Below are 23013 nucleotides of genomic sequence, written 5' to 3' on the forward strand. Positions count from 1 at the left end.
GGCTCGCGCGGTTATTCTGCGGCGGGGGCGCACCAAGCCTTCACCTCCTCGATCGAGGGGGCTTTCAGTCCCAGTTTGTTCTTTTTGTTGAAGCCGCACAGATCGTTGAAAAACTTCCCTGCCGGCAGCTTGCGCAGCGCGTCGACGGTCAGGTAGCCCATCTTCTGAATGACGGGAATCCACTCGGCCGGCACGCCGATGGCGGCGTAGGCTTCGTCGGGGTCGCGCTGCACCTTCTTTTCGGGGCGCATCTGCGGGAAGAAGAGCACGTCCTGAATCGACGACTGTCCGGTGAGGAACATCGTCAGGCGATCGATTCCGATGCCCATGCCCGAACACGACGGCATACCGTATTCCAGAGCGCGCACGAAATCCATGTCGATGAACATCGCCTCGTCGTCGCCCTTCTCCAACAGCCGCAGCTGTTCCTGAAAACGTTCCAGCTGGTCGATCGGATCGTTCAGCTCCGAGTAGGCGTTGCACAGCTCCTTGCCGTTGACGAAGAGTTCGAACCGCTCCGTCAGATCGGGGTTGTCGCGGTGGCGCTTGCACAGGGGCGACATCTCGATCGGATAGTCGCAGACGAACGTCGGCTGGATGAGCTCCTCCTCGCAGTACTGGCCGAAGATGGCGTCGATGAGCTTGCCTTTGCCCATCGTCTCGTCGACTTCGACGCCCAGCCGCCTGCACGCTTCGCGCAGCTGCTCCTCGGACTGGCCGGTGATGTCGTAGCCGGTCTTTTCGCGGATGGCTTCGGTCATCGTCACGCGGCGGAACGGCGCCTTGAACGAGACGGCCTTGCCGTCGATCGTAAGGTCGGTCGTCCCGTTGGCGGCCAGCGCCACATGTTCGAGCATCTGCTCGGTGAACTCCATCATCCACAGGTAGTCCTTGTAGGCGACGTAGATCTCCATGCAGGTGAATTCGGGGTTGTGCGTGCGGTCCATGCCCTCGTTGCGGAAGTTCTTGCCGAACTCGTAGACCCCTTCGAAACCGCCCACGATGAGTTTTTTGAGGTAGAGCTCCGTGGCGATGCGAAGGTAGAGGTCGACGTCGAGCGAGTTGTGGTGCGTGATGAACGGCCGCGCCGAGGCGCCGCCCGGAATGGGTTGCAGAATCGGCGTTTCGACTTCGAGATACCCCTTCGCGTTGAAGAACTCGCGCATGGCCGCCATGATCTTCGAGCGCTTGACGAAGACTTCGCGCACCTGCGGGTTGACCGCCAGATCGACATAACGCTGGCGGTAGCGCACTTCGGGATCGGTGAAGGCGTCGAACGTCTGCCCGTCCTTCTCCTTGACTACCGGCAGCGGCCGCAGCGACTTGGAGATGACGGTCAGCCGCCGGCAGTGTACCGACGTTTCGCCCGTCTTGGTGACGAAGGCGAAGCCCTCGATCCCCACGAAATCGCCGATGTCGAGCAGTTTCTTGAAGACGGTGTTGTAGAGCGTCGGGTCGCCCTCGGGGCAGATGTCGTCGCGGCGGATGTAAACCTGGATGCGGCCCGTGTGATCCTGCAATTCGAAGAACGAGACGCTGCCCATGATGCGGCGCGACATGATGCGGCCGGCGATGCGCACGTCGGCGAAATTCCCCTTCGCCTCGTCGTATCCGTCGAGAATTTCCCGTGCCGTGGCCGTGACGTCGAAGCGTGCGGCGGGGTAGGGGTCGATGCCCAGTTCCCGCAGTGCGGCCAGCGACTGGCGGCGCAGTTGCTCCTGTTCGCTGAGTTCGATTGCCATATTCTGTTTCGATTTTGTTTTACCTGTATTAAATACCCTACAAAGTTACGAAAAATATTCGGAATTGTTCCGTTCCGCGTCGCAGGGGTTTCGGTCCTCGGTTCCGTGCGGCGGCTTTTATGCCCGCCTCCGCCTCTTTTCCGGGAGGGGCGGCCGGCGGATCCGCCCGATGCAGCGGTATACCCGCAGCATCGCCCAGCCGGTGAGCGCCCCTACGGCCGCTCCCAGCAGCAGGTCGACGGGGAAGTGCTTGGCCAGATAGATGCGCGAATAACAGATCAGCAGCGTCGCCGCGACCATCAGGAACGTGAACCACCGTCGGCGGATCTCCGCTGCCGAAAGCACCAGCAGTGCCACGACGGTGGCGGCGTGCGACGACACGGTGCCGAATTTCCCGCCCAGCGCCCCTTCGGGGACGTGGACGATGCCGGGCGTCGCATGGCCTTCGAAACGCCAGCGCATCAGTGTGTCGGGTGCGATCTCCAACCCTTCGAGCGAGGGGGTGAACATCGGCCGCCAGCGGGGCGGGAAATCGGCCCACAGCCCTTTGAGCGGGCCGGAATGCTTGAAGATGCCGGCCGCCATGTCCGCCAGCACGATCGCCAGCACGATCGCCGCGGCGAAGAGCAGCGTGCGGCGCCACCCTTCCCGCCGCCAGACGAGCCAGAGAATCAACGCATAGAGCGGCAGCCACATCGCGGTGCCCGAAACGAGGGTCATCAGACGGTCCATCACGGGGCCGCCGTCGAAATTGAGCGCCAGGAAGAGCGCGTGGTCGAAGGTGTAGAGCGGAATCATCGCAGGATCAGAATTGGAAGTAGATGAAGGGTTGGATGCTGCTCGACTGGATCTGCATGACGCCCCATGCCACGGAGGCGAGCAGCAACACCTGCACCCAGAAGGGCGAGGCGACCACCGCGCGGCGTGCCGCGGCGTCGGCGCGGCCGGGGAGCATGTGCAGCAGATAACCCAGCCCCACGAGGGCGAAGACGCCGCCGTAACCGGCGAGCATCTGGGGCAGCAGCTGCAAGTGGAAATTGTCGGTGATCTGATGCAGCATCAGCTGCACGGTGCGCATCGAATCGGCGCGGAAGAGCAGCCAGCCGAAGCAGACCAGGTGGAAAGTCACGAGGATACCGGCTAGTCGGCTGAGCGGGTGCATCTGGTATCCCGAGACTTTGGCGCCGGGGACGACCGAGAGCCAGAGCTTGTGCAGCGCCAGCGCTACGCCGTGCAGCGTCCCCCACAGTACGAAACGGATCGCCGCGCCGTGCCACAGCCCGCCGAGAACCATGGTGACGAGCAGGTTGAAATAGGTGCGCAGGCGCCCCTTGCGGTTGCCGCCCAGCGAGATGTAGAGATAGTCGCGGAGCCACATCGAGAGCGAGATGTGCCACCGCCGCCAGAATTCGGTGATCGTGGCCGAGTGGTAGGGGGCGTCGAAGTTCTTCGGGAAGCGGAAGCCCAGCAGCAGTGCCAGGCCGATGGCCATGTCCGAATAACCCGAGAAGTCGCAGTAGATTTGAAGGGCATAGCCGTAGACGGCTGCCAGACACTCCATGCCCGAATAGAGCGCAGGGTCGTCGAAGATGCGGTCGACGAAGTTGAGCGAGATATAGTCCGAGATGACGGCCTTCTTGAACAGACCGATGGCGATGAGATAGATGCCCGTGCCGAACATCTCGCGCGAGACGGTGATCGGGTTCTGACGGATCTGCACCAGAAAGTCGCGGGCGCGGACGATCGGGCCTGCGACCAGCTGCGGAAAGAACGAGAGGTAGAAGAGGTAGTCGCCCCAGCGGTCGACGGGTTTGAGCGAACCGCGGTAGATGTCGATCGTGTAGCTGAGCGACTGGAACAGGAAGAACGAGATGCCGACGGGCAGGAAGATGTTCTGGAATTCGAGGAATCCCGCGCCGAAGAGGTCGCGGGTGATCTCGATGAAGAAATTGGTGTACTTGAAGTAACCCAGCACGGCCAGATCGGCCGCGATGCTCAGCGCCACGAGCGCCCGTTGGGCGTGCCGCGAGCTCACGTGCGCGATAGCCCGCCCGATCCAGAAATCGCTGACGGAGACCCCGACGAGCAGCAGCAGGTAGATGCCGCTCGACTTGTAGTAGAAGTAGAGCGAGAAGGCGATGACGTACCAGATGCGCAGCGCCGGCGTACGCCGCATGAAGCCGTAGAAGAAGGCGAACGCGGAGAAGAGAAAGAGGAAGAGCCCGCTGCTGAAAAGCATCGGAGCCTGCGGATCGTAGCTCAGCAGCGGCAGGACGCGGTCGATTATCTCGCGGAGGCTCTCCATCGGTTCAACGGGGTTCGATCGGTTGCGGGCGGAGGTTCATCGTCTCGTCGAGCGCTGCGATTTTCGAGCTGTCGAGCACCGGTTCGGGCAGTGCGGCCTGTTGCCGCTGGCGCAGGATCGCGGCTACGCGGGCATCCAGCGCATCGACCAGCGCATAGGCCACCTGACGGCCGCCGGCGTAGTTGATATGGGTATAGTCCTTGCCCGCCCAGCCGTTGGCGACGAAACGTTCCATGCCGCCCTGCGCCCGCATGGCGTCGTAGACCGACCAGAAAGCGGCGCCTGTGGCACGGGCTGCGCGGCGTTGCCAGTCGACCATCGCCGGCGCCGACGACATCGGGGCGAATCCCGTGTCGGACTTCACCGAACGGTCGCTGGTCGAGAGCACCAGCACCGCCGCCTCGGGGAAACAGCTGCGCACGAAGGCGATCATCTTCTCCACGCGGGCGGCGTAGGCCGAGTAGTTGGTGACCCCCTCCTGCATGATGTTCAGTCCGTATTGCAGGATGACCAGATCGTACTCCGCGAAGGCGTCGATCTGGGCGTTGACCGAGGGGTTTGTGCCGAAAAGCGCCTGTCCGTTGTTGCTGCGGATCGAGTAGTTGTCGACCGTCACGCCCGCCGCGTCCTCGAACTGTACGCCGTAACCGGTGAATCCAGCTCCGCCCCGTACGACGCGGAGGGCGAGCGATGCGACCGGCGCCCGTACGACGATCTGACGGAGGGCTTCCGACGCCGGTATGTCGAAGGTGCGGTGCAGCGAATCGTTGAGCGTGAGTTCCAGCCGGCTCGGCTCTCGGCTGATGAAGAGCAGCCGCGCCACGCCGCAACGGTCGAGGCGGCGGCGGAAGTCGCTGCCCGTCCAGCGCACCGTCGCACCGTCGGCGGGGCGGCAGAGCCAGCCCGAAACGGAGTAGTCGCCGCGCAGCGCCTCGGGCGTAGTGCGGCGCTGCATGATGTTGTAGGAGTTCCATCCCGCCGAACGGGTGCCTACCGTGCGGCGGTAGCCTGTCAGGGGCGAGGACATCGGCGCGAAACCGCAGCCGCGGCCGCCGTAGCGCAGTTGCAGCTGTTCGCGCAGGTCGGCCGTGAGGATGTCGCCCTCGATGAACGAGTCGCCCAGTACGGCGATGCGCACGGGTGTGCGGCGGGCGGTGTCGGCCAGTCGCGCGCAGAAGCGGTACAGGGGGCCGTCGGCGAGCGTATCGAAATCTTCGATCGGGGTGAGCGTCGTCAATAACCGTGCGGTATCGCCCGTAGGAGGCTCCGTCGGCGGTTCGCTGTCGGCGGGCGTCCATTCGAAAGCGAGCTGCGGTGCGGCGGACAGCGTGTCGGCGGCAGGCGGCTCCGCTGCGATCGAATCGGCCGGCAGGGGCGCTTCGCCGGCGTCGAGCTGCCCCGCGAAGCGGTGGAAGTCGCCCGAGAACTCGTCGTCGAGCTCCGGCAACGTCTCGTCCACTGCTTCCTTGTCGTCGAAACGGAGGACGTCCGAGAGGATGTTGGCCCGGCGGAGCGGAATGCCGCAGATCGTCTGCGGCGGGATGAAGGCGACGCAGACGAGCACTGCGATCAGTGCGGCGGCCGCCTGGAAACTGCGTCGGGTGTAATCCTGCGGGGCCATTCAGTCGCGGTTGTTGCCTCGTCCGAGAATCAGCATGGCGTAGTAGAGCACCGTGGCGATGGCGCTCAGCGCGGCGACGAGATAGGTGCGTGCCGCCCACGTCAGCGCTTCGCGCGCCTGCGCCAGTTCCGCGCCCTGCATCGTGCGGCTCGATTCGAGCCATGCCAGCGCACGCTCCGAAGCGTTGTACTCGACCGGAAGCGTCACGATCGAGAAGAGCGCCGATACGGCGATCAGTCCCACGCCGATCCAGCAGACCCACGCATTGTCGGTCGTGGCGAGCAGGATCATGCCCGCGATGAGGACGAACGTCGCGGCGCGGGCCGAGAAGTTGACGATCGGAACCAGTTGCGAACGCAGTTCGAGCGGAGCGTATCCCCGCGCATGCTGCACGGCGTGGCCGCATTCGTGGGCCGCGACGGCCGCCGCCGCGACGCTGCGCGAGGCGTAGACCGAGTCGCTCAGATTGACGGTCATCGTCTGCGGATTGAAATGGTCGGTCAGGTGACCCGCCACATGGGTGACCTTCACGTTGCGGATACCGTTGTCGCGCAACATCTTTTCGGCTACCTCGGCGCCCGTCAGCCCGCCCGGGAAGGGCACCCGGGCGTATTTGGCGAAGACCGACTGCAAACGGGCCTGTACGATCCAGCCCACGATGCCGATCACGATAATGAGAATCCACGAACCCATCGTTCCGGCCGACATGCCGTAGAAGAATCCGCTCGGGTGGCCGTAGTATCCGGCCTGGATAAGGTGTGCGAGTAACATTTTTTTCGGTTTTTTAGGATTTGCGATGAACGTAGTACTGGCACGCCTGCTGCGAGGGCATCAGTACGATTTCATTAACGTTCATATGCGCCGGTAATTGTGCGATCCATGCGATCGCTTCGGCTATGTCGTCGCCCGTGAGGGGCTCGACGCCCCGATAGACGTTGTCGGCAGCCGTGCGGTCGCCGTGGAAGCGCACCACCGAGAATTCGGTCTCGACCATGCCGGGACGCACTTCGCTCACCTTGATGCCGTGCGAGAGCAGGTCGGCGCGCATCGACTGCGAAATGGCGTGCACGGCGTGCTTGGTGGCGCAGTAGACGGCGCCGTTCTCGTAGGGTTCGGTGCCGGCGATCGAGCCGATGTTGACGATGTGCCCGCCGCCCGCGGCGATCATCTTGCGCGCGACGATCTGCGAGACGTAGAGCAGCCCCTTGACGTTGGTGTCGATCATGGCGTTCCAGTCGGCCGTCGACCCGCGGTCGAGGTGCTCGAATCCGGCGGCCAGACCGGCGTTGTTGACCAGCAGGTCGATCCGCTCCAACCCGTCGAGCGCCGCATGGCACGCCGCTTCGTCGCGGATGTCGAACGCGAGCGTGCGGCACCCGCCGCCCGCCGCCTCGATTTCGCGGCGCAGCGCGTCGAGCCGTTCGGCGCGGCGGCCGGTGGCCGCGACGTCCCACCCGTCGGCCGAAAGCCGCAGGGCCGTGGCGCGTCCGATGCCCGAAGTCGCGCCCGTGATGAGTGCCTGTTTTTTCATATAACGCGGTATGTTGCTGCAAAAATAGGAAAAATTGTGTTACTTTGCATGAAATTTAACCGTGAAGATCGCTGTCGTTTGAACCTCGAATTTTTCATAGCGCGCCGCACCGCCCGCACCTCACCGGAGAACCGGCCCGGGGTGATGTCGCGCATCGCCGTGGTTTCGGTGGCCGTATCGGTGGCCGTGATGCTCGTGGCGCTGGCCGTGATCCTCGGTTTCAAACGCGAAGTGACGGCCCGCATGGTGGGCTTTTCGGCGCCGGTCGAGGTGATCGACGGCGCCGGGATCTACGCCGCGGAGTCGCGGCCCGTCGCGGCGACTGCTCGGTTCGAAGCGTTGCTGCGCGCCGTCGACGGCGTGCAGCGGGCGACGCCCTATGCCGTCAAGAGCGGGATCGTGCGCACGCGCGATGCCATGGAGGGCGTGGCGCTCAAAGGGGTGGACGGCTCCTACGACTGGTCGTTTTTCGCCGGCCGGCTCACCGAAGGGAGGCTGCCGCGCGTAGGCGATTCGCTGCGTACGAAGGAGCTGCTGCTTTCCGCACGCACGGCGCGCCTGCTGGGCGTACATGCGGGCGACAAGGTGGAGATGCTCTTCGTCGCCGGCGACGAGAGGCCCCGCCGCGACCGGTTCAAGGTGTCGGGACTCTATTCGACGGGGATGGAGGAGTTGGAGCGCACGGCGCTGACCGACCTGCGCAACGTGCAGCGGTTGTCGGGGTGGTCGTCCGGCGAGGTTTCGGGATACGACCTCTTCCTCGGCGACGTGCGGCAGGCAGACCGGCTGGCCGAAGCGGTCAACGACGCCCTGCTGCGTTCGGATCTGCCGGAGACCGACGGCGTCGTGGCCGTGAGCGTCGGCGAACGCTATCCGGCGGTCTTCGACTGGTTGAAGGCGCACGACGTCAATGCGGCGGTCGTCATCGCGGTGATGGTGGCCGTGGCGTTTTTCAACATGGCTTCGGCGCTGCTGATCCTGGTGCTGGAGCGCACGCGGATGATCGGGCTGTTGAAGGCCATGGGGATGGAGAACCGCCGCATCCGCCGCATTTTCCTCTACCGCGCGGCCTTCATCGTGGGGCGCGGCCTGTTGTGGGGCAATCTGGCGGCGGGTTTGCTGTGCTGGCTCCAGGCGCGTTTCCACCTGCTCCGGCTCGATCCGGCGGGATACATGCTCTCGGAGGTTCCCGTGGCGGTGAGCGCGGGATGGTGGCTGGCAGTCGACGTCGCGGCGGCGGGAGCGATTCTCGCGCTGTTGCTCGTCCCCGCTGCGTTCGTGGCCCGTATCCGCCCCGACGAAGCGATCAAAACCGATTGATTATGAAACCGTACGATACCGAACTGAGTAAAAAGGAGGAGGTGCGGGCGATGTTCGACAACATCGCACCGGCCTACGACCGCCTGAACCATACCCTTTCGCTGAGCGTCGACCGCATCTGGCGGCGGCGCGTGGTGCGCATCGTCGGGCGGCTGCATCCGCGCCGCGTGCTCGACATGGCCACCGGTACGGGCGATCTGGCGGTGATGATGGCGCGCAGCATTCCGGAGGCCCATATCAAGGGCGTCGACCTGTCGGAGGGGATGCTCGACGTGGCGCGCCGCAAGGTCGCCGCGCGGGGATTGGAAGAGCGCGTGACGCTCGAAGCGGGCGACGCCGAGACGGCGGTGGCGGCGGCCGGATCGGTCGATGTGGTGACCGTGGCCTTCGGCGTGCGCAACTTCGGGGATCTCGGGCGGGGGCTCGCCGAGCTGTCGCGGGCGCTGCGGCCGGGCGGGCGGATCGTCATTCTGGAGTTTTCGACGCCCACGATGCCGGTTTTCGGACGGCTCTACGACTGGTATTCGCATCGGGTGCTGCCCCGTATCGGGGGCTGGCTGTCGCACGACCGGCAGGCTTACGACTACCTGCCCCGTTCGGTGGACGAATTTCCGCAGCCGGAGGAGTTCCTGACGATTCTCGCCGCAGCGGGGTTCCGCGATTGCCGTGCCCGGAGCCAGAGTTTCGGCATCGCACAGATTTATACCGCCGAGAAGTGTTGAAGCGGCTGCATATCCTCTGCCTGGCGCTGCTGGCCGCCGCGACGCTCAGCGGCTGCCATCGTTATCTGGCGCGCGAGGTCAGAATCGTGCCGAAGGATATCGAGACCTACGGTTCGGCCGGTGCGGACGTGACGCTGCATGTCGCCAATCGAGGCGGTCGTCCGCTGCGGTTCGAAGCGGCGGCGCTGTCGCTCGCCTACGACGGCGGCGAAGTGTTGCGCGCCACGTTGCGCGATACGGTGACGGTGGCGTCCGGCTGGGAGGGCGACGTGCGGATGCGTTGCCGGCTGCGTGTTCCCGACCGTGCGGCGCTCTATGCCGTGCAGCGGAAGTTGCAGCGTGCCGAGACGCAGCGCATGACGGTCTCCTTCGCGCTGCGGCTGCGCGTGGGCGACGCCGTGAAAAAAATCGGTCGGCGCCGGATGCCGTTGTCGGATTTTTTGAATACCTTTGGCCTGAGACCCGAAGATTTACTAACGGATTCCGAATGATGAAAACAATTTTTTCGATCTTGCTTCTTTCGCTGGCGGCGGCGACGGCCGCAGAGGCCCAGTCGCTCGAAGCGTTCAAACAGCGGCTTGTCGAGCCGGACAGCGGCGCCCGCGTCGAGATTCACGAGGCGCCCGACGCGGCGGCGGCATTCTCGGCAGCCTCGCGCAGCGCCGCCGAAAAACGGCATAGCGGCTGGCGCATCAATCTCTACACCAGCAACGGGCAGAATGCCCGCTTCGAAGCCGAGGAGGTGAAGAAGAGCTTCGAGGAGTCGTTTCCGGGCGTGAGTGTCGACATGGTTTACGATATTCCCTATTTCAAGGTTTCGGCGGGCCGATGCGTCACCTCCGAGGAGGCGATCATGCTGCTCGAACGTGTGCGCGCGAAGTTCCCCAAAGCCTTTCTGATGCGCGAGACGCTGACGGCGGCCGATCTGCTCGAAGAGAATCCGGAGGCTGCGGCGCCGCAGAGTCCCGACGGGACGGAGGACGTTCCGGCGGCCGAACCTGCCGCCGCGACGCCCGACGAATGAAATTCGAGGCTTTTTGTAACCGGCTCGTATCCGATTCCTGCGTTTTTCGCGGTTGGCGGGCGAAGGCGAAACGGGTCGGGCAGCAAAACGAACCTCGCATCTCCATCGTGAAGCCCCTCTTCGGAGGGGATTTTCGTCTCTTTGCATTCGGCCGGACGGGTTGCACCGGTGTTGATGCGTGAAGTTCGCGTTTTGGAGAGTGTCCCGTTGCCCGCCTCCGGCAGGAATCGTACGAGCTCCGGCAGAAAAGGGTGTCCCGCCGCATACGGCGGAGTGGATTGCCGGCATCGTCGGTCGGGGTCGGGTCCGCAGCGGGGCCGAACGGGAAGGGAGAGGCTTGCGGCGGAGAGCCGTTTGCGACGGCGGACGGTTCCGGTTCGTTCATAGAGGGTGGAAGGTTGGCGGTAATGAGTTTGTTACCAATATATTGCAATTCTGGAAACCGCCGGTTTCGCGTGAAAATAAGATTTTTAATTTTTTCTTTTGATTATCTCCGGCTATTGGATATATTTGCAGCGATTAACCATCTTTAATTCATTCTTATCATGAAAAAAATCTATGCTTTCATCGTTGTAGTCGCTGCCGCTGCGATGGTATCGTGCGCAGGTAACGCGAACAAGCAGGCTGCCGCCGAGGCAGGGACCGTCGAGGTCGCTGTCGAGGAGGTTTCGGAGAGCTGCGGCGAGTGCGCGGATTCGGTCAAGGCCGATTCCTGCTGCAAGGCCGAGGCTGCTGTCGAAGTCGTTGAAGCTGCAAAATAATTATTCCGGAGAGGTTGAATTTTTTCTTCCATTTCTCGCCTCGGCATTCGAGCAAGCTCGATTGCGCTCGGCTTAACGGAATGATTAGTTATTAGTGCAGAGTTGCGGGGCGGATGAAATCCGTCCCGCTTTTTTATGCGGCTGCCGATGAAAAAGCGGAGTTTCAATCTTTTGAAACTCCGCTTCGGGTATCGGTGCCGAATCCGTCAGTTGATGGCCTTGCGGTCGAGCGCGTTCTCTTCGGTATCCATTTCGTCCTGCAAATGTACCATCTGGATAGCCGCCGCCGCCGCTTCGTCGCCCTTGTTTCCCAGCCGGCCGCCCGAACGGTCGAGCGCCTGTTGCAGGTCGTTGGTCGTGAGCACGCCGAAGGCGATGGGCATGTTCCATTGCAACTGCAACTGCATCACGCCCTGCGTCACGCCCTGGCAGACGAAATCGAAATGGCGCGTATCTCCCTGAATGACGCATCCGAGTACGATCACGGCGTCCACGTCGGTGTATTCCGCGAAAAACTGGGCCCCCAGCGACAGTTCGAACGTCCCCGGAACATACTTGATCTGGATGTTGTGTTCGGGGCATCCGGCGCTGCGCAGCGTATGCACGGCGCCGCTGAGCAGTCCTTCGGTCACTTCGGGATTCCACTCGGCCACGACGATACCGAATTTCATCTCTTCGGCCGACGGCAGCGGGGAGTTGAGTTGCGACAGGTTGCGGTGCTTGGTTGCCATCGTTCGTTAGAGACTGTTGATGTATTTTTCGATGTCGCGCGCTTCGAAGGAGCTCGGATAGGCGGTCGCGATACGCTCGAAGCACTCCTTCGCCTTGGCGGTGTCGCCCAGCGCCTTGTAGGCGCGGCCGGCCTTCATCAGGAAGATCGGAGCCGTCGCGTTGTTGTCGGCGGCCTCGACGGCCTTCTCGAAGAACTTCACGGCCTCCTTGTAGTTGCCTTCGTCGACGGCGATGTCGCCCTGCAAACCGTAGTTCTGCGCATTGACGACGGATCCCGGAATGCCCTTCACCGGCGTGTATTTGGCCAGATAGGCTGCGGCGTTCTTCAAATCGCCCTCTTTGAGGTAGCAGATGCCGGCATAGTGCTTGGCCAGATTACCTGCGGGGGTCGAGCCATAGCGCTCGATCACTTCGAGAAAGCCTGCGCCGTTGTCGTCGCCGTTGAGCGCAACCGTATAGTCGGCGTCATCGGCTTCGAATTTGTTCTGCGCCTGTGCGAGCAGTTCGGCGGCCTTCTCGTGACGCGGTTTGCTGACGAGATTGCGGTAGCCGACCCAGAGGCCGCCCAGCAATACCAGTACAATCAGCCCCAGCGTGAGCGCCTTTCCGTTTTTCTCGAAAAAAAGTTCGGTGCGGCTCATTGCGATGCCGATGCTCTCCTCGGTCGAATTCGCTGCATTCTGAATTTTTGCCATAGTCGTTATCTTAGTTTTTATTTTTCTGCGATTCAAAGCACAAAAATACATTTTTTTGTCCAATATCCACACCTTATGCTGGTATTTTTTTCGATTTTTCGTACCTTTGGAGGCGAACCGCCTTCCCGCGCACGCGACGTGCCGTGCGCGATCGGGATTCGGCGGGAAGGCCGCAGCTATGTATCTCAAACGATTGTCGCTCATCAATTTCAAGAATATCGGTCAGGAGGAGTTTCCGCTGACCCCGGGGATCAATTGTTTCGTGGGCGACAACGGGGCGGGCAAGACCAATTTCATCGACGCGATCCACTACCTGTCGATGTGCAAGTCGGCCTTCTCGATGACCGATACGCAGAGCGTGCGTCACGGCGAGGAGTTTTTCCTGCTCGAAGGGAGTTACGAACGGTCGGACGGACGCGGCGAACAGATCGTCTGCTCGTTCGCCCGTCGGGGCGGCAAGACGCTCAAACGCAACGGCAAGGAGTACGACCGCCTGTCGGATCATGTAGGGCTGGTGCCCGTCGTGATCGTCTCGCCCGCCGATACGGCGCTCGTGAGCGATGCCGCCGACGAACGGCGCCGCTATCTCAACGGGTGCATTTCGCAGCTCGACCGGGGGTATCTTTCGGCCGTGATGCGTTACAACGCCGTGCTGTCGGAACGGAACCGCTATCTCAAAGTCGGCTCCGACGAGGATATGCTCTCGATCTACGACCGGCAGTTGGCCGAACACGGGCAGGCGATCTATGAGAAGCGGAAAGCGTTCGCCGAACGGCTGCAACCCCTCGTCGGCGAGTACTACGCCCTGTTGTCGGGTCGGCGCGAACAGGTGGAGCTGACCTACCGTTCGGAGCTGGCCGAAGCCCCTTTCACGGAGTTGTTGCAGCGTGCGCGGCAGCGCGATCTGGCGAACCAGTTCACCACCGCGGGCATCCACCGCGACGACCTGGTGCTGCGCATCGACGGCTATCCGCTGCGCAAGTACGGTTCTCAGGGGCAGCAGAAGTCGTTCCTCGTGGCATTGAAACTGGCGCAGTACCGCATCGTCGGTGCCGACAAGGGGGAGAAGCCCATCCTGCTGCTCGACGATCTGTTCGACAAGCTGGACATGGGGCGTGTCGAACAACTCATCAAACTGGTGTCGGGGGAGGAGTTCGGGCAGATCGTTATTACCGACTGCAACAAGGTACGGTTGGAGACCATTCTCGGGCGGCAGGGCGGCAACTATCGCCTCTACGTGGTGGCGAACGGGGAGATTGCGAAATAAGACCTGCGACCGTGCGGATATGTTTCTGCGGGAAGAGGTTCCGGCCGTGCGGCGCCATGCTCCGGTCGTGTGCAGGATGTCGCACGGGAGGTGGACGGCATGAATTTGAGGTACTTCGAGCGCAGAACCGAAGTTGTTCGGGCTTATGTCCGGGCGGAAAACGGCTGCGAGGAGACAAACCATTTCGTTAAACCGAGTGCAATCGAACTTGCTCGAATTGCCGAGGCGAGAAATGGACGAAAGAAATTCGACGTTTTCGTTAAGCCAAATGGGCAGAGCCGCGCTTGCGCGAGCTATGCCATGGCGAGAAAACGACTGTTGAGAACGAACGGATAACAGACGATGAGACGGACCAAAGCGATGTTGATGGGCGACCTGCTCGAAGAGTTTTTTGCGCGTCCCTATGTGGCGGCGAAGGTCGCCGAAGGGCGGTTGCCCGATACGTGGCGCGAGGTAGTGGGCGACGCCGTGGCGAATCTCACGACCGATTTGCGGTTGGAGAATCGGATTCTCTATGTCCGGTTGCAGTCGAGCGTCGTAGGGCAGGAGTTGTTCTATCAGCGCGAGGCGCTGCGCGACCGTATCAACGAGGTTTCGAAGGTGCGGCTGGTCAATGCCGTCATCGTCAAGTAAGGCGGGATGCGTCCGCAGAGAAAACGGTCGGGAGCGTGCACATGCCGCTCCCGACCGCTTTTTGTTCGGCCGGATTTCGATCTTTCGGGCGAACGATCCGTTCGCCGAGGTTTGCTCCGGACTCCGGATTCCGCTTCCGCGGAAGTCCGTCCTGCCTCCTGCAAGACGGCATCCATAGGGAAAACAGAAAGACCGCACTGCGAAGTGCGGCCTTTCTGTTTGTAAGGAAGCGTGTCGCTTATTTGATTACGACGACGCGGTTGTTCTCGATGTTGCCGCTGAAAGGCTGAACCGTTGCACCGTAGCCCTTGACGATCAGGCGGTCGGCCTTCACGCCCTTGCTTTCGAGGTACTCGGCTACGGCTTGGGCACGCTCCTCGGAGAGCTTCTGGTTGTAGGCTGCGCTACCCGTCTCCTTGTCGGCGTAACCCGAAACGGTGAAGGTCTTGTCGGCCGGGCTTGCGTTGATCTCATCGGCTACGAGATCGAGCAGGATCTTGTTACGCTGCGACAGTGCGGCGCTGTTGATCTTGAAGAATGCGGGACATGCTCCGTTGACGAAGACCTCCTTCTTGCCCTTCGCATCCTGCAATGCCTTGTTGGCTGCGGCCAGCTGGTCTGCCAGCGACTTCTCGTTGTTGCGGGCTGCGGCCAGCGAACCTTCGAGCGCTGCGATAGCGGCCGTGTAGGCTGCGATGTCGGCGTCCGTATACTTCTGCGGCATCTGACGCTTCCAGTTGCGGTCGTTGAAGCGGTGCGTGAAACCCGCCGTCGCACTGTAAGCTACGGCATAGGCGCCGCCGCTGTTCAACGAGGCGGGCAGATCCTTCTCGCCGAAGAGCATACCTTTGAGTTCGATGTCGAGATCCCAGCCCTTGGCGATGCGGAACTTGTTCAGCAAACCGGCCGTAAAGGCGAGCTCCTGGTTGGTGCCGTAGCCCAGATCGTGCGCGCGGTCCGTGAAATCCATGGCCATGTAACCGAAGCCGACGAACGGAACGGCGTAGTAGGCGCGGTCTGCACGGTAGCCGCCCGCCCAGTTCGAGAAGTTGATCATCAGGTCGGTGTGCACGAACATATAGGGCGTGCGCTGCGTATTGCCGCCTAACTGCGAGATGTTACGGAAACGACCGCCGGCCAATTGCAGACGGGCACCGAATACAGGGTGGAACCACTTCGTGGCGGCGACGTTCACTTCGAAGCCGAGGCGGTCGCCGAAGCTGCCGGGCATGTCCTTGAAGACGAGGTTCGAGGTGCTCATCATCGACAGACCGCCGCCGAACGAGAGCTCCCAGTTATCCCAAAAACCGTTCGAAACGAACCCTCTGACGCTGGGGTACTTCGAAACCGACTGAACATCTTGAACTTCCATGACAACGACCTCTTCGCTGGTCTGGGCGTAACTGCCAGCAGCGAACAGTGCGGATACACACAAAAGGAATAATTTTTTCATAGTAATGAATATTTAAGTTAAACTCGATTCTCTCAAAGTTCGTGCAAATCGTGTGTGTGTTGTCTACGAAGTCACAGACTTTCTTGTACATTCATATTCTATGCAAAAATAGGTATTTTTATTTAAAAAAAGAATTTATTGCATTTTTTTGATCTGATAATAAGCGACAAAACGGAAGATATGGGGCGGAAGCGGAACTATCGGATAGCGTATCGGTCTTTTTGATCGGAATTCGTCCGTGCTTCGGATTCTTGCGGGAGAGTCCCCGTTCCGACCGGCGGTCGGGCCGGCGGAACCCTTCTGCCGGAATCGGGCCGGCGGGCGGAGGAGTTCGGCGGCAAGGTGGTGCGGGCCTTGCCGTCTGCGGGCTTCCGTCCGGTCGTCGCGGGCGCGGAAAGGAGCGGAAAACGGATTCCCCCGTCCGGGCCGTATCGGCTCAGGCGGGGGAATCCGTTTCGTTCCGGCGCGGGGAATCAACCGCACTTCGAATAGCCGCACGAGACGCACGTGAGACAGCCGTTCTGGTAGACGAGCGTCTCCTGTCCGCAGCTCGGGCACTTCTCCTTGGATTTGGTGCCGTCGACGATATACTGTTTCAGCGCTCGCTCCACGCCGTTCTTCCACGTGTTGATCGTCTCGCTGTTAAGATGCAGCGACTCGATGAGCGATACCACGTTGTCGATGGGCATACCGTGCCGCAGCACGCCGGAGATGAGCTTGGCGTAGTTCCAGAACTCCTCGTCGAACAGACGCGAAATGCCTCCCACGGTATTCGTGTAGCCGTAGCGGTCGGTGTATTGGAAATCGTAGCGCTTCTTGCCGTCGGCCTCGCGCACCTTGATGATGTTGCCTTTGGTGATCTTGCGCGGGATGTAGAGGGCGTCCTCTTCGAGTTTACCGGTGAAGATCTCGTAGGGACGGCCGTCCATCAGGCCCACGAAGGCGATCCACTCCTCCTGTCCGTTCTTGAACCGCACGATGTCCGCAGGCAGTGACTTCGGACGTTTGAGCGATCCGTCGGCAGCGCCTTTGTCGCCCCCTTTCTTCTTCTGTTTCTTGTCCAGCAGCACGCCTTCGCGGCAGCCGTCGCGGTAGACCGTGACGCCCTTGCAGCCGCATTCCCAGGCCGTGCGGTAGACGTCGGCCACCAACTCCTCGCTCACCTCGTTGGGAAGGTTGACCGTCACCGAGATCGAGTGGTCGACCCACTTCTGGATCGCGCCCTGCATCTTGACCTTGGCCACCCAGTCGATGTCGTTGGCCGTCGCCTTGTGGTAGGGCGACGCGGCGACGAGTTTCTCCAGCTCGGCGTCGGAGATCGTAGCGAGCGTCGAGGTATCGTGGCCGTTCACGCGCGCCCATTCCACGAAGTTGTGGTGGAAGACGTAGAACTCTTCGAACCGCTCGCCCGTGTCGTCCACGAAGGCGACCTTGACGTTGTGATCCGACGGGTTGATCTTGCGGCGGCGTTTGTAGACGGGACGGAAGACCGGTTCGATGCCCGACGTCGTCTGGCTCATGAGCGACGTGGTACCCGTGGGGGCGATCGTCAGCATGGCGATGTTGCGGCGTCCCGACTTGACCATCCGCTCGTAGAGCGCCGGATCGGCCTCGCGGATGCGGGCGATCATCGGGTTGTCGAGCTCGCGCGCGGCGTCGTAGAGCGGGAAGGCCCCGCGTTCTTCGGCCATCTCGACCGATGCGCCGTAGGCAGCCAGGGCCAGGGTTTTGTGCACCTCGACGGCGAATGCGACCGCTTTGTCCGAACCGTAGCGCATCCCCAGCGCGGCGATCATGTCGCCTTCGGCGGTGATGCCCAGGCCGGTGCGGCGGCCTTTGAGTGCCATTTCGCGCACTTTTTTCCAGAGGTTGCTCTCCACGTAGCGGATATCGGCCTCTTCGGGGTCGGCGTCGATCTTGGCGATGATCTGCTCGACCTTTTCCAGTTCCAGGTCGATGATGTCGTCCATCATGCGCATGGCCTTGCCCACGTGGTCGCGGAATTTTGAGAAATCGAACGACGCCTCCGCGGTGAAGGGTTTGTCGACGTAGCTGTAAAGATTCAGCGCCAGCAGACGGCACGAGTCGTAGGGGCAGAGCGGAATTTCGCCGCACGGATTGGTCGAGACGGTGTTGAACCCTTCGTCGGCATAGCAGTCGGGGATGCTTTCGCGCAGGATCGTATCCCAGAACAGTACGCCCGGTTCGGCCGATTTCCATGCGTTGTGGATGATCTTCTTCCACAGCGCTCGGGCGTCTATATCCTGCTCGTACATCGGTTTCTCGGCGTCGATGGGGAACTGCTGGTGGTAGGGTTTGCCGGCGATGGCCGCGCGCATGAACTCGTCGTCGATCTTGACCGAGACGTTGGCGCCCGTCACCTTCGACGTGTCCACCTTGGCGTCGATGAAGCGCTCGGCGTCGGGGTGCTTGATCGAGATGGTCAGCATCAGCGCACCGCGGCGGCCGTCCTGCGCCACCTCGCGCGTCGAGTTGGAGTAACGCTCCATGAAGGGGACGATACCCGTCGACGTGAGCGCCGAGTTGAGCACGGGACTGCCCGTGGGGCGCAGGTGCGAGAGATCGTGTCCCACGCCGCCGCGCCGTTTCATGATCTGCACCTGCTCCTCGTCCATGCGGATGATGCCGCCGTAGGAGTCGGCGGGCTTCTTGTGGCCGATGACGAAGCAGTTCGACAGCGAAGCGATTTGCAGATTGTTGCCGATACCGGTCATCGGGCCGCCCTGCGGGATGACGTAGCGGAAGTGGTCGAGCAGCGCGAAGATCTCGTCGCGCGACAGAGGGTTGGGATAGTTCTTCTCGATGCGTTCGATCTCGGCGGCGATACGGTGGTGCATATCTTCGGGCGAGCTTTCGTAAATATGGCCGAACGAATCTTTGAGGGCGTATTTCGAAACCCATACCGTCGCCGCCAGTTCGTCGCCGCCGAAGTACTCCTTCGATCGTGCCACGGCATCGTTATAGGTTACCTCTTTGAGCCCTTTCGGGGTGGTTTTTGCTGACATACCTTATATTATTGTTATTTTTTCGGACTCCGGTCCGGTGCAGGGAAGACGCACCTTTACAAAGGTCTTCTTTTTTTCTGAAAAAAAGTGCCTCGCTTCGGCGAAACTTATCCACAAATTATCTACAAAAAACGAAAATGTGCGCGGGAGGCTTTTCCGCCGCATGTCGCCGGTTGGCGAGTTGCCGGATGGATCAGTTAATCTTTTGATTTTTAGTGTTCTGATCCTCTTCTGCGGCCTGGAATACCGCACGGACGCCGATGCTGTCGCTCAGTATGAGCATCTTGGCGTCCAGCTCGTAGCGCACGGCGCTGCGCAGCATGGCGAAGAAGGCCCGTTCGCGCTGCGCTTCGGGGCAGGTCATCCGTGTCGAGGCGATCGGGCCGACGCGCAGATGTCCGCCCGCCTCCGTGTCGCACGAGGCCGAGTAGCGGTTGCAGCCGCCTCGTCCGCTCAATCGTTTGGCGTCTTCGAAGCGGAGCGAGAAGCGTCCGTCGGAATTGGCGACCTCCTCGCCGTCGAGCTGGATGAGCAGCCAGCGAGTACCGACGAGCGGCGCGCCGTAGAGTTTCTGGTATTTGCGGCAGGGGCAGCAGGCCGAAGCTGCGGCCAGCAGCAGGAGCAGACAAAGCGGACGGAAGCGGTTGCGGGTTTGCATACGGGACAACGGATGAGTTTTTTGTTTTCGGTCGACAAATATACGCAATTAATCTGTTATCTTTGCATACGGGCGCCTTCCGTTTTCGGCCTGCGGCGGCGGAAAGCCGTTTCGCACAGCCGCCGGACGCGGAAAACGCTTGTTGAAGCCCCTCCCCTCGGCGAATCGATCCCCTCGGCGGGTTCCGATTCCGGCGGATGCGGTCCGGAGGGCCGAGGTCTCGTTTGCGCACGGAAGTTGTTCGTTGTATGTAATTTTGAACCGAATCGATATGCAGAAAAAAGTCATTGCTTCGCCGCTGGCCCCCAAGGCCGTCGGCCCCTATTCGCAGGCGATTGCCGCGGGTACCACATTGTATGTATCGGGACAGTTGCCCATCGACGCCGCGACGGGCCTGATGGCCGAGGGCATCGAGGCGCAGACGCAGCGGGCGCTCGAGAACATTTCGGCCATTCTCGCCGAGGCGGGGTATGCGCTGTCGGATGTGGTGAAGACCACCGTCCTGTTGCAGGACATCGGGGATTTCGCCGCGATGAACGGCGTTTACGCCACCTATTTCACCGGCGCGCTGCCGGCGCGCGTCTGTTACGAGGTGGCGCGTCTGCCGATGGGTGCGCGCGTCGAGATCGACGCCGTGGCGGTCAAGGCTTGACGAGTCGGGGCTGTCCGGGCGGGGAGACTCCGCTTTGCGGCCCCTCGTTCGACGGCGCCGCACGGGGGGATGTATCGTCTGCCGGCGGCGTGCGGGACGGTTCATCTTCGGTTTGGAGGGGTTGCCTGTTCCGATTCCGAAGAGAGATTCGTCGATTCGTTTCGGGAGTTATTCCGGTTTGAGCGTCCGGTTTTGCGGTTTCTCGCTTTTTTCTTAACTTTACCGCAAAAGGTAATTCCATTTACGAAACCAATCTGAATCGAAAAGATGAAACCTGTCCGAAAATCATTGGTGGGCCTGTCGCTGCTGGCCCCTGCCGCTGTCTTGGCGAAAGACGACAAACCCAACATCGTCTTTTTTCTCGTGGACGATATGGGCTGGGTGGACAGCTCGGTCGCTTACGGCGAGGAGGTCTATCCGAACAATCTGCGGTTCCATACGCCCAACATGGATCGGCTGGCTCGCGAGGGCGTTATCCTGACCAGCGCCTATGCCTGTCCGGTCTCGACGCCGACGCGCACCAGCCTGCTCACGGGCATGAACGCCGCCCATACGGGCATCACCAACTGGACGTCGACGATGCGCGACACGCCCAGCGACGCTACGGGCGGCGCCGTAGCGATGGAGACGGGACAGATCGAGGAGAATACGGGGGACAGACTGATCCGTCCGGAATGGAACATCAACGGCATGAGTCCCGCTCCGGGCGTGGCGCATACGCAGTACGCCACACCGCTGCCGCAGCTGCTCAAGGATGCGGGCTATTTCACCATTCACGTGGGCAAGGCGCACTGGGCGTCGGCCGGTACGCCGGGAGCCAGTCCCTACAACATGGGCTTCGTCGTCAACGTTTCGGGCAACGTGGCCGGAATGCCGCGCAGTTACCAGAGCGAGGAGAATTACGGCAATACGCCCGAAAAGTGGAACATGCTGGCCGTGCAGAACATGACCGAGTATTACGGTACGGGCGTGCACCTGACCGAAGCGCTCACGCGCGAGGCGCTCAAAACGCTCGAATATCCCATCCGGCACGGCGAGCCCTTCTTCCTCTATATGGCGCACTATGCCACCCATACGCCGATCCAGCCCGACAAACGCTTCATACAGAAGTATCTCGATGCGGGCATGGACAAGGGGCAGGCGCGTTATGCCTCGATGGTCGAAGGTGTGGACAAGAGCCTCGGCGACCTGCTCGACTATCTGAAAGAGATGGGGGTCGAGAAGAATACGGTCGTCGTCTTCATGACCGACAACGGCGGCAACAGCGAAAACAAGCAGAAGGGCGGCGTGCTGCACACGCAGAACAAACCGCTGCGCGAAGGCAAGGGGTCGTGCTACGAGGGAGGCGTCCGCGTGCCGCTCATGTTCCGCTGGCCGGGCCGCGTCGCACCGAACACGCGCGTGAATACGCCCGTGATCGTCGAAGACCTCTTCCCGACGCTCCTCGAAGTGGCCGGCGTGCGCAATCCGCGCGTCGTGCAGGCGGTGGACGGCGAGAGTCTGGTGAAACTGGTCACGAAGGGTTCCGAGATCGCGGCGAAGGCTGCGGCCCGGGGCGAGATCGCATCGCAGGCGGAGGCCAACCGGCTGGTGATCCCCGCCGAGGTGTCGGGCCTCGATCCCGAACGGGTGCTGGTGCTGCACTATCCCCACAAGTGGAAGCCCTACGATCTGGCGGACATCGACTACCTGAGCGCCGTGCGCAAGGGGGACTGGAAACTCGTCTACCGGATGCAGACCGGCGAACTGGAACTTTACGACCTGTCGACCGATCTGGGCGAGCAGCGCAACCTCGCTGCCGAACATCCCGAAAAGGTGAAGGAGCTGGCTGCCGAGCTCGGCAGCAGGCTGCGCGGCTGGAAGGCGCCGATGCCCACGGTGCGCCGCACGGGCAAGCCCGTCGCAATGCCCGATGAATTGACGAATTAGCGCACGGCGAGGCGGCGGAATCGCCGCCGGCCGTGGGGCTGGAAGGAGGCTGCCGGTTGTCGGCGGCCTCCTTTTTCTGTCAAAAAAATAGGGGAATCGGCTGCGTGTTTCGAAAAAATCGTTATCTTTGCTCTGCAACGGTTCTCCGAAGCCCGCCGCAAGGCGCCGACCGAGGGGATCAAATGGGAATCGGGTGTGAATCCCGAACAGTTCCCGCTGCTGTATGTTCCTGCTTCCCTCTTCGGGGGAGCGAACGTGTGCGACACTCTCTTGCCACTGACTTCCGGGTCGGGAAGGCGTCGCAGACGGAACGAGTCAGAAGACCTGCCGTTGCGATTGAACTTTGTTCTTCCATTTCTCGCCTCGGCAATTCGAGTAAACTCGGTTGCGCTCGGCTTGACGAAATGGTTGAATTTTTCTTCCATTTCTCGCCTCGGCAATTCGAGCAAACTCGATTGCGCTCGGCTTGACGAAATGGTTGGGAATTTGCGCCTGCGGGTAACGGGCGAAAGTCGCAAACGACTTCTCGGCAGCAACAGAATCGAACGGGAAGCGTCTCCGGCGAATGTACGGGGCGGGACGAAGAGACTTTCGACGATACGATACTCCGGCAGCGAATTCCGCGGCCGGATTTTTCGTTTCGGAATATCCGGCCCTCGTGGAGAGAGAACGGAAACGTATTTGCCAACACGTTTGTCGGGAGAGCGCCGTCGAGATTAGGACACTGACGGGCGCTCTCCGCTTTTTTCGTGCGTGGACGAGGTGGAAAATAACTTATCCGCAAAAGTGCCTCTTGATCTATTTGACGGACGTTGCGTGCGAAGATGCCGTTCGCCGACGGCGGATCTGCACGAACTTCGACGAATAGCAGGCGGCGGAGCGAACTTCCGACACGGGACATTGCAGGGATATTTGGCGGAGAAGCATGAATAAAATTCCGCC

The 23013-nt window shown here is 61.6% G+C and carries 20 protein-coding genes and 1 riboswitch; of the genes, 9 read left to right on the plus strand and 11 right to left on the minus strand.

Translation table 11 applies throughout. From position 1 onward, the window contains the following. Positions 1-11 precede the first annotated feature (11 nt). The 6 genes from lysS to FMF02_RS07220 form a co-directional block, all read right to left on the minus strand. A complete protein-coding gene (gene lysS / locus FMF02_RS07195; protein WP_019130453.1) occupies positions 12-1742 on the minus strand; it encodes a lysine--tRNA ligase in 1731 nt (576 codons plus the stop codon). 117 nt (positions 1743-1859) lie between these two features. Next, complete coding sequence (locus FMF02_RS07200) at positions 1860-2540, minus strand: phosphatase PAP2 family protein (protein ID WP_141412642.1); 681 nt, start codon at positions 2538-2540, stop codon at positions 1860-1862. Between the two features lie 7 nt (positions 2541-2547). Further along, a complete protein-coding gene (locus FMF02_RS07205) occupies positions 2548-4047 on the minus strand; it encodes an MBOAT family O-acyltransferase (protein ID WP_141412643.1) in 1500 nt (499 codons plus the stop codon). A 4-nt stretch (positions 4048-4051) separates the two neighbouring features. Continuing rightward, a complete protein-coding gene (locus FMF02_RS07210) occupies positions 4052-5668 on the minus strand; it encodes a GDSL-type esterase/lipase family protein (protein ID WP_141412644.1) in 1617 nt (538 codons plus the stop codon). Beyond that, complete coding sequence (locus tag FMF02_RS07215; protein WP_019130448.1) at positions 5669-6439, minus strand: zinc metallopeptidase; 771 nt, start codon at positions 6437-6439, stop codon at positions 5669-5671. 13 nt (positions 6440-6452) lie between these two features. Further along, a complete protein-coding gene (locus FMF02_RS07220) occupies positions 6453-7199 on the minus strand; it encodes an SDR family NAD(P)-dependent oxidoreductase (protein ID WP_141412645.1) in 747 nt (248 codons plus the stop codon). Between the two features lie 78 nt (positions 7200-7277). Between FMF02_RS07220 and FMF02_RS07225 the strand changes: the two genes are divergently transcribed. The 5 genes from FMF02_RS07225 (at position 7278) to FMF02_RS07245 (ending at position 11026) form a co-directional block, all read left to right on the plus strand. Further along, entirely contained in the window at positions 7278-8519 is a 1242-nt protein-coding gene (locus FMF02_RS07225; RefSeq protein WP_141413599.1) for an FtsX-like permease family protein, read from the plus strand. A 2-nt stretch (positions 8520-8521) separates the two neighbouring features. Further along, a complete protein-coding gene (gene ubiE / locus FMF02_RS07230; RefSeq protein ID WP_019130445.1) occupies positions 8522-9241 on the plus strand; it encodes a bifunctional demethylmenaquinone methyltransferase/2-methoxy-6-polyprenyl-1,4-benzoquinol methylase UbiE in 720 nt (239 codons plus the stop codon). Then, positions 9235-9732 carry a hypothetical protein gene (locus tag FMF02_RS07235; RefSeq protein ID WP_141412646.1) on the plus strand — a complete coding sequence of 166 codons (498 nt, stop codon included), beginning with the start codon at positions 9235-9237 and terminating at the stop codon, positions 9730-9732. Before ubiE ends, FMF02_RS07235 begins: the two co-directional genes overlap by 7 nt. Further along, the gene (locus FMF02_RS07240) at positions 9729-10265 is read left to right on the plus strand and encodes a hypothetical protein (protein WP_179952754.1); all 537 of its coding nucleotides are present in this window, start codon (positions 9729-9731) and stop codon (positions 10263-10265) included. Before FMF02_RS07235 ends, FMF02_RS07240 begins: the two co-directional genes overlap by 4 nt. A 545-nt stretch (positions 10266-10810) precedes the next feature. Then, on the plus strand, positions 10811-11026 hold the full coding sequence (locus FMF02_RS07245) for a hypothetical protein (RefSeq protein ID WP_141412647.1): 216 nt from the start codon (positions 10811-10813) through the stop codon (positions 11024-11026). 206 nt (positions 11027-11232) lie between these two features. Here FMF02_RS07245 and ribH read toward each other — a convergent pair whose 3' ends face one another. Continuing rightward, positions 11233-11757, minus strand: coding sequence for a 6,7-dimethyl-8-ribityllumazine synthase (ribH, locus tag FMF02_RS07250; protein WP_019130441.1), 525 nt, complete (start codon positions 11755-11757; stop codon positions 11233-11235). Between the two features lie 6 nt (positions 11758-11763). Next, positions 11764-12453: a tetratricopeptide repeat protein gene (locus tag FMF02_RS07255; protein ID WP_019130440.1), complete on the minus strand. Its 690-nt coding sequence runs from the start codon at positions 12451-12453 to the stop codon at positions 11764-11766. Between the two features lie 178 nt (positions 12454-12631). Between FMF02_RS07255 and recF the strand changes: the two genes are divergently transcribed. Then, the gene (gene recF, locus FMF02_RS07260) at positions 12632-13720 is read left to right on the plus strand and encodes a DNA replication/repair protein RecF (protein ID WP_141412648.1); all 1089 of its coding nucleotides are present in this window, start codon (positions 12632-12634) and stop codon (positions 13718-13720) included. A 342-nt stretch (positions 13721-14062) separates the two neighbouring features. After that, positions 14063-14353 carry a DciA family protein gene (locus FMF02_RS07265; protein WP_244611548.1) on the plus strand — a complete coding sequence of 97 codons (291 nt, stop codon included), beginning with the start codon at positions 14063-14065 and terminating at the stop codon, positions 14351-14353. 238 nt (positions 14354-14591) lie between these two features. Here the strand turns inward: FMF02_RS07265 and FMF02_RS14010 are convergent, their stop codons facing one another. The 3 genes from FMF02_RS14010 to FMF02_RS07280 form a co-directional block, all read right to left on the minus strand. After that, on the minus strand, positions 14592-15806 hold the full coding sequence (locus FMF02_RS14010) for an OmpA family protein (RefSeq protein ID WP_270480701.1): 1215 nt from the start codon (positions 15804-15806) through the stop codon (positions 14592-14594). A 473-nt stretch (positions 15807-16279) separates the two neighbouring features. Then, on the minus strand, positions 16280-18832 hold the full coding sequence (locus FMF02_RS07275; protein ID WP_141412649.1) for an adenosylcobalamin-dependent ribonucleoside-diphosphate reductase: 2553 nt from the start codon (positions 18830-18832) through the stop codon (positions 16280-16282). A 193-nt stretch (positions 18833-19025) separates the two neighbouring features. Then, complete coding sequence (locus FMF02_RS07280; protein ID WP_162502283.1) at positions 19026-19490, minus strand: META domain-containing protein; 465 nt, start codon at positions 19488-19490, stop codon at positions 19026-19028. Between the two features lie 271 nt (positions 19491-19761). Here FMF02_RS07280 and FMF02_RS07285 point away from each other — a divergent pair, with 271 nt between their 5' ends. Together FMF02_RS07285 and FMF02_RS07290 are read left to right on the plus strand one after the other, a co-directional pair. Further along, the gene (locus tag FMF02_RS07285) at positions 19762-20142 is read left to right on the plus strand and encodes a RidA family protein (protein ID WP_141412651.1); all 381 of its coding nucleotides are present in this window, start codon (positions 19762-19764) and stop codon (positions 20140-20142) included. A 267-nt stretch (positions 20143-20409) separates the two neighbouring features. Further along, positions 20410-22071: a sulfatase gene (locus FMF02_RS07290; RefSeq protein WP_162851448.1), complete on the plus strand. Its 1662-nt coding sequence runs from the start codon at positions 20410-20412 to the stop codon at positions 22069-22071. A gap of 121 nt (positions 22072-22192) precedes the next feature. Then, a riboswitch (cobalamin riboswitch) is annotated at positions 22193-22417 on the plus strand. Positions 22418-23013: the final 596 nt, after the last annotated feature.

It is taken from the genome of Alistipes communis, from assembly GCF_006542665.1.
Taxonomy (GTDB): domain Bacteria; phylum Bacteroidota; class Bacteroidia; order Bacteroidales; family Rikenellaceae; genus Alistipes; species Alistipes communis.

Excerpts from the sequence above, each read along its gene's own strand:
- lysS (WP_019130453.1), bottom strand. The coding sequence starts at position 1,742 with ATGGCAATCGAACTCAGCGAACAGGAGCAACTGCGCCGCCAGTCGCTG.
- FMF02_RS07200 (WP_141412642.1), bottom strand. The coding sequence starts at position 2,540 with ATGATTCCGCTCTACACCTTCGACCACGCGCTCTTCCTGGCGCTCAAT.
- FMF02_RS07205 (WP_141412643.1), bottom strand. The coding sequence starts at position 4,047 with ATGGAGAGCCTCCGCGAGATAATCGACCGCGTCCTGCCGCTGCTGAGC.
- FMF02_RS07210 (WP_141412644.1), bottom strand. The coding sequence starts at position 5,668 with ATGGCCCCGCAGGATTACACCCGACGCAGTTTCCAGGCGGCCGCCGCA.
- FMF02_RS07215 (WP_019130448.1), bottom strand. The coding sequence starts at position 6,439 with ATGTTACTCGCACACCTTATCCAGGCCGGATACTACGGCCACCCGAGC.
- FMF02_RS07220 (WP_141412645.1), bottom strand. The coding sequence starts at position 7,199 with ATGAAAAAACAGGCACTCATCACGGGCGCGACTTCGGGCATCGGACGC.
- ubiE (WP_019130445.1), top strand. The coding sequence starts at position 8,522 with ATGAAACCGTACGATACCGAACTGAGTAAAAAGGAGGAGGTGCGGGCG.
- FMF02_RS07240 (WP_179952754.1), top strand. The coding sequence starts at position 9,729 with ATGATGAAAACAATTTTTTCGATCTTGCTTCTTTCGCTGGCGGCGGCG.
- FMF02_RS07245 (WP_141412647.1), top strand. The coding sequence starts at position 10,811 with ATGAAAAAAATCTATGCTTTCATCGTTGTAGTCGCTGCCGCTGCGATG.
- ribH (WP_019130441.1), bottom strand. The coding sequence starts at position 11,757 with ATGGCAACCAAGCACCGCAACCTGTCGCAACTCAACTCCCCGCTGCCG.
- FMF02_RS07255 (WP_019130440.1), bottom strand. The coding sequence starts at position 12,453 with ATGGCAAAAATTCAGAATGCAGCGAATTCGACCGAGGAGAGCATCGGC.
- recF (WP_141412648.1), top strand. The coding sequence starts at position 12,632 with ATGTATCTCAAACGATTGTCGCTCATCAATTTCAAGAATATCGGTCAG.
- FMF02_RS07265 (WP_244611548.1), top strand. The coding sequence starts at position 14,063 with ATGAGACGGACCAAAGCGATGTTGATGGGCGACCTGCTCGAAGAGTTT.
- FMF02_RS14010 (WP_270480701.1), bottom strand. The coding sequence starts at position 15,806 with ATGAAAAAATTATTCCTTTTGTGTGTATCCGCACTGTTCGCTGCTGGC.
- FMF02_RS07275 (WP_141412649.1), bottom strand. The coding sequence starts at position 18,832 with ATGTCAGCAAAAACCACCCCGAAAGGGCTCAAAGAGGTAACCTATAAC.
- FMF02_RS07280 (WP_162502283.1), bottom strand. The coding sequence starts at position 19,490 with ATGCAAACCCGCAACCGCTTCCGTCCGCTTTGTCTGCTCCTGCTGCTG.
- FMF02_RS07285 (WP_141412651.1), top strand. The coding sequence starts at position 19,762 with ATGCAGAAAAAAGTCATTGCTTCGCCGCTGGCCCCCAAGGCCGTCGGC.
- FMF02_RS07290 (WP_162851448.1), top strand. The coding sequence starts at position 20,410 with ATGAAACCTGTCCGAAAATCATTGGTGGGCCTGTCGCTGCTGGCCCCT.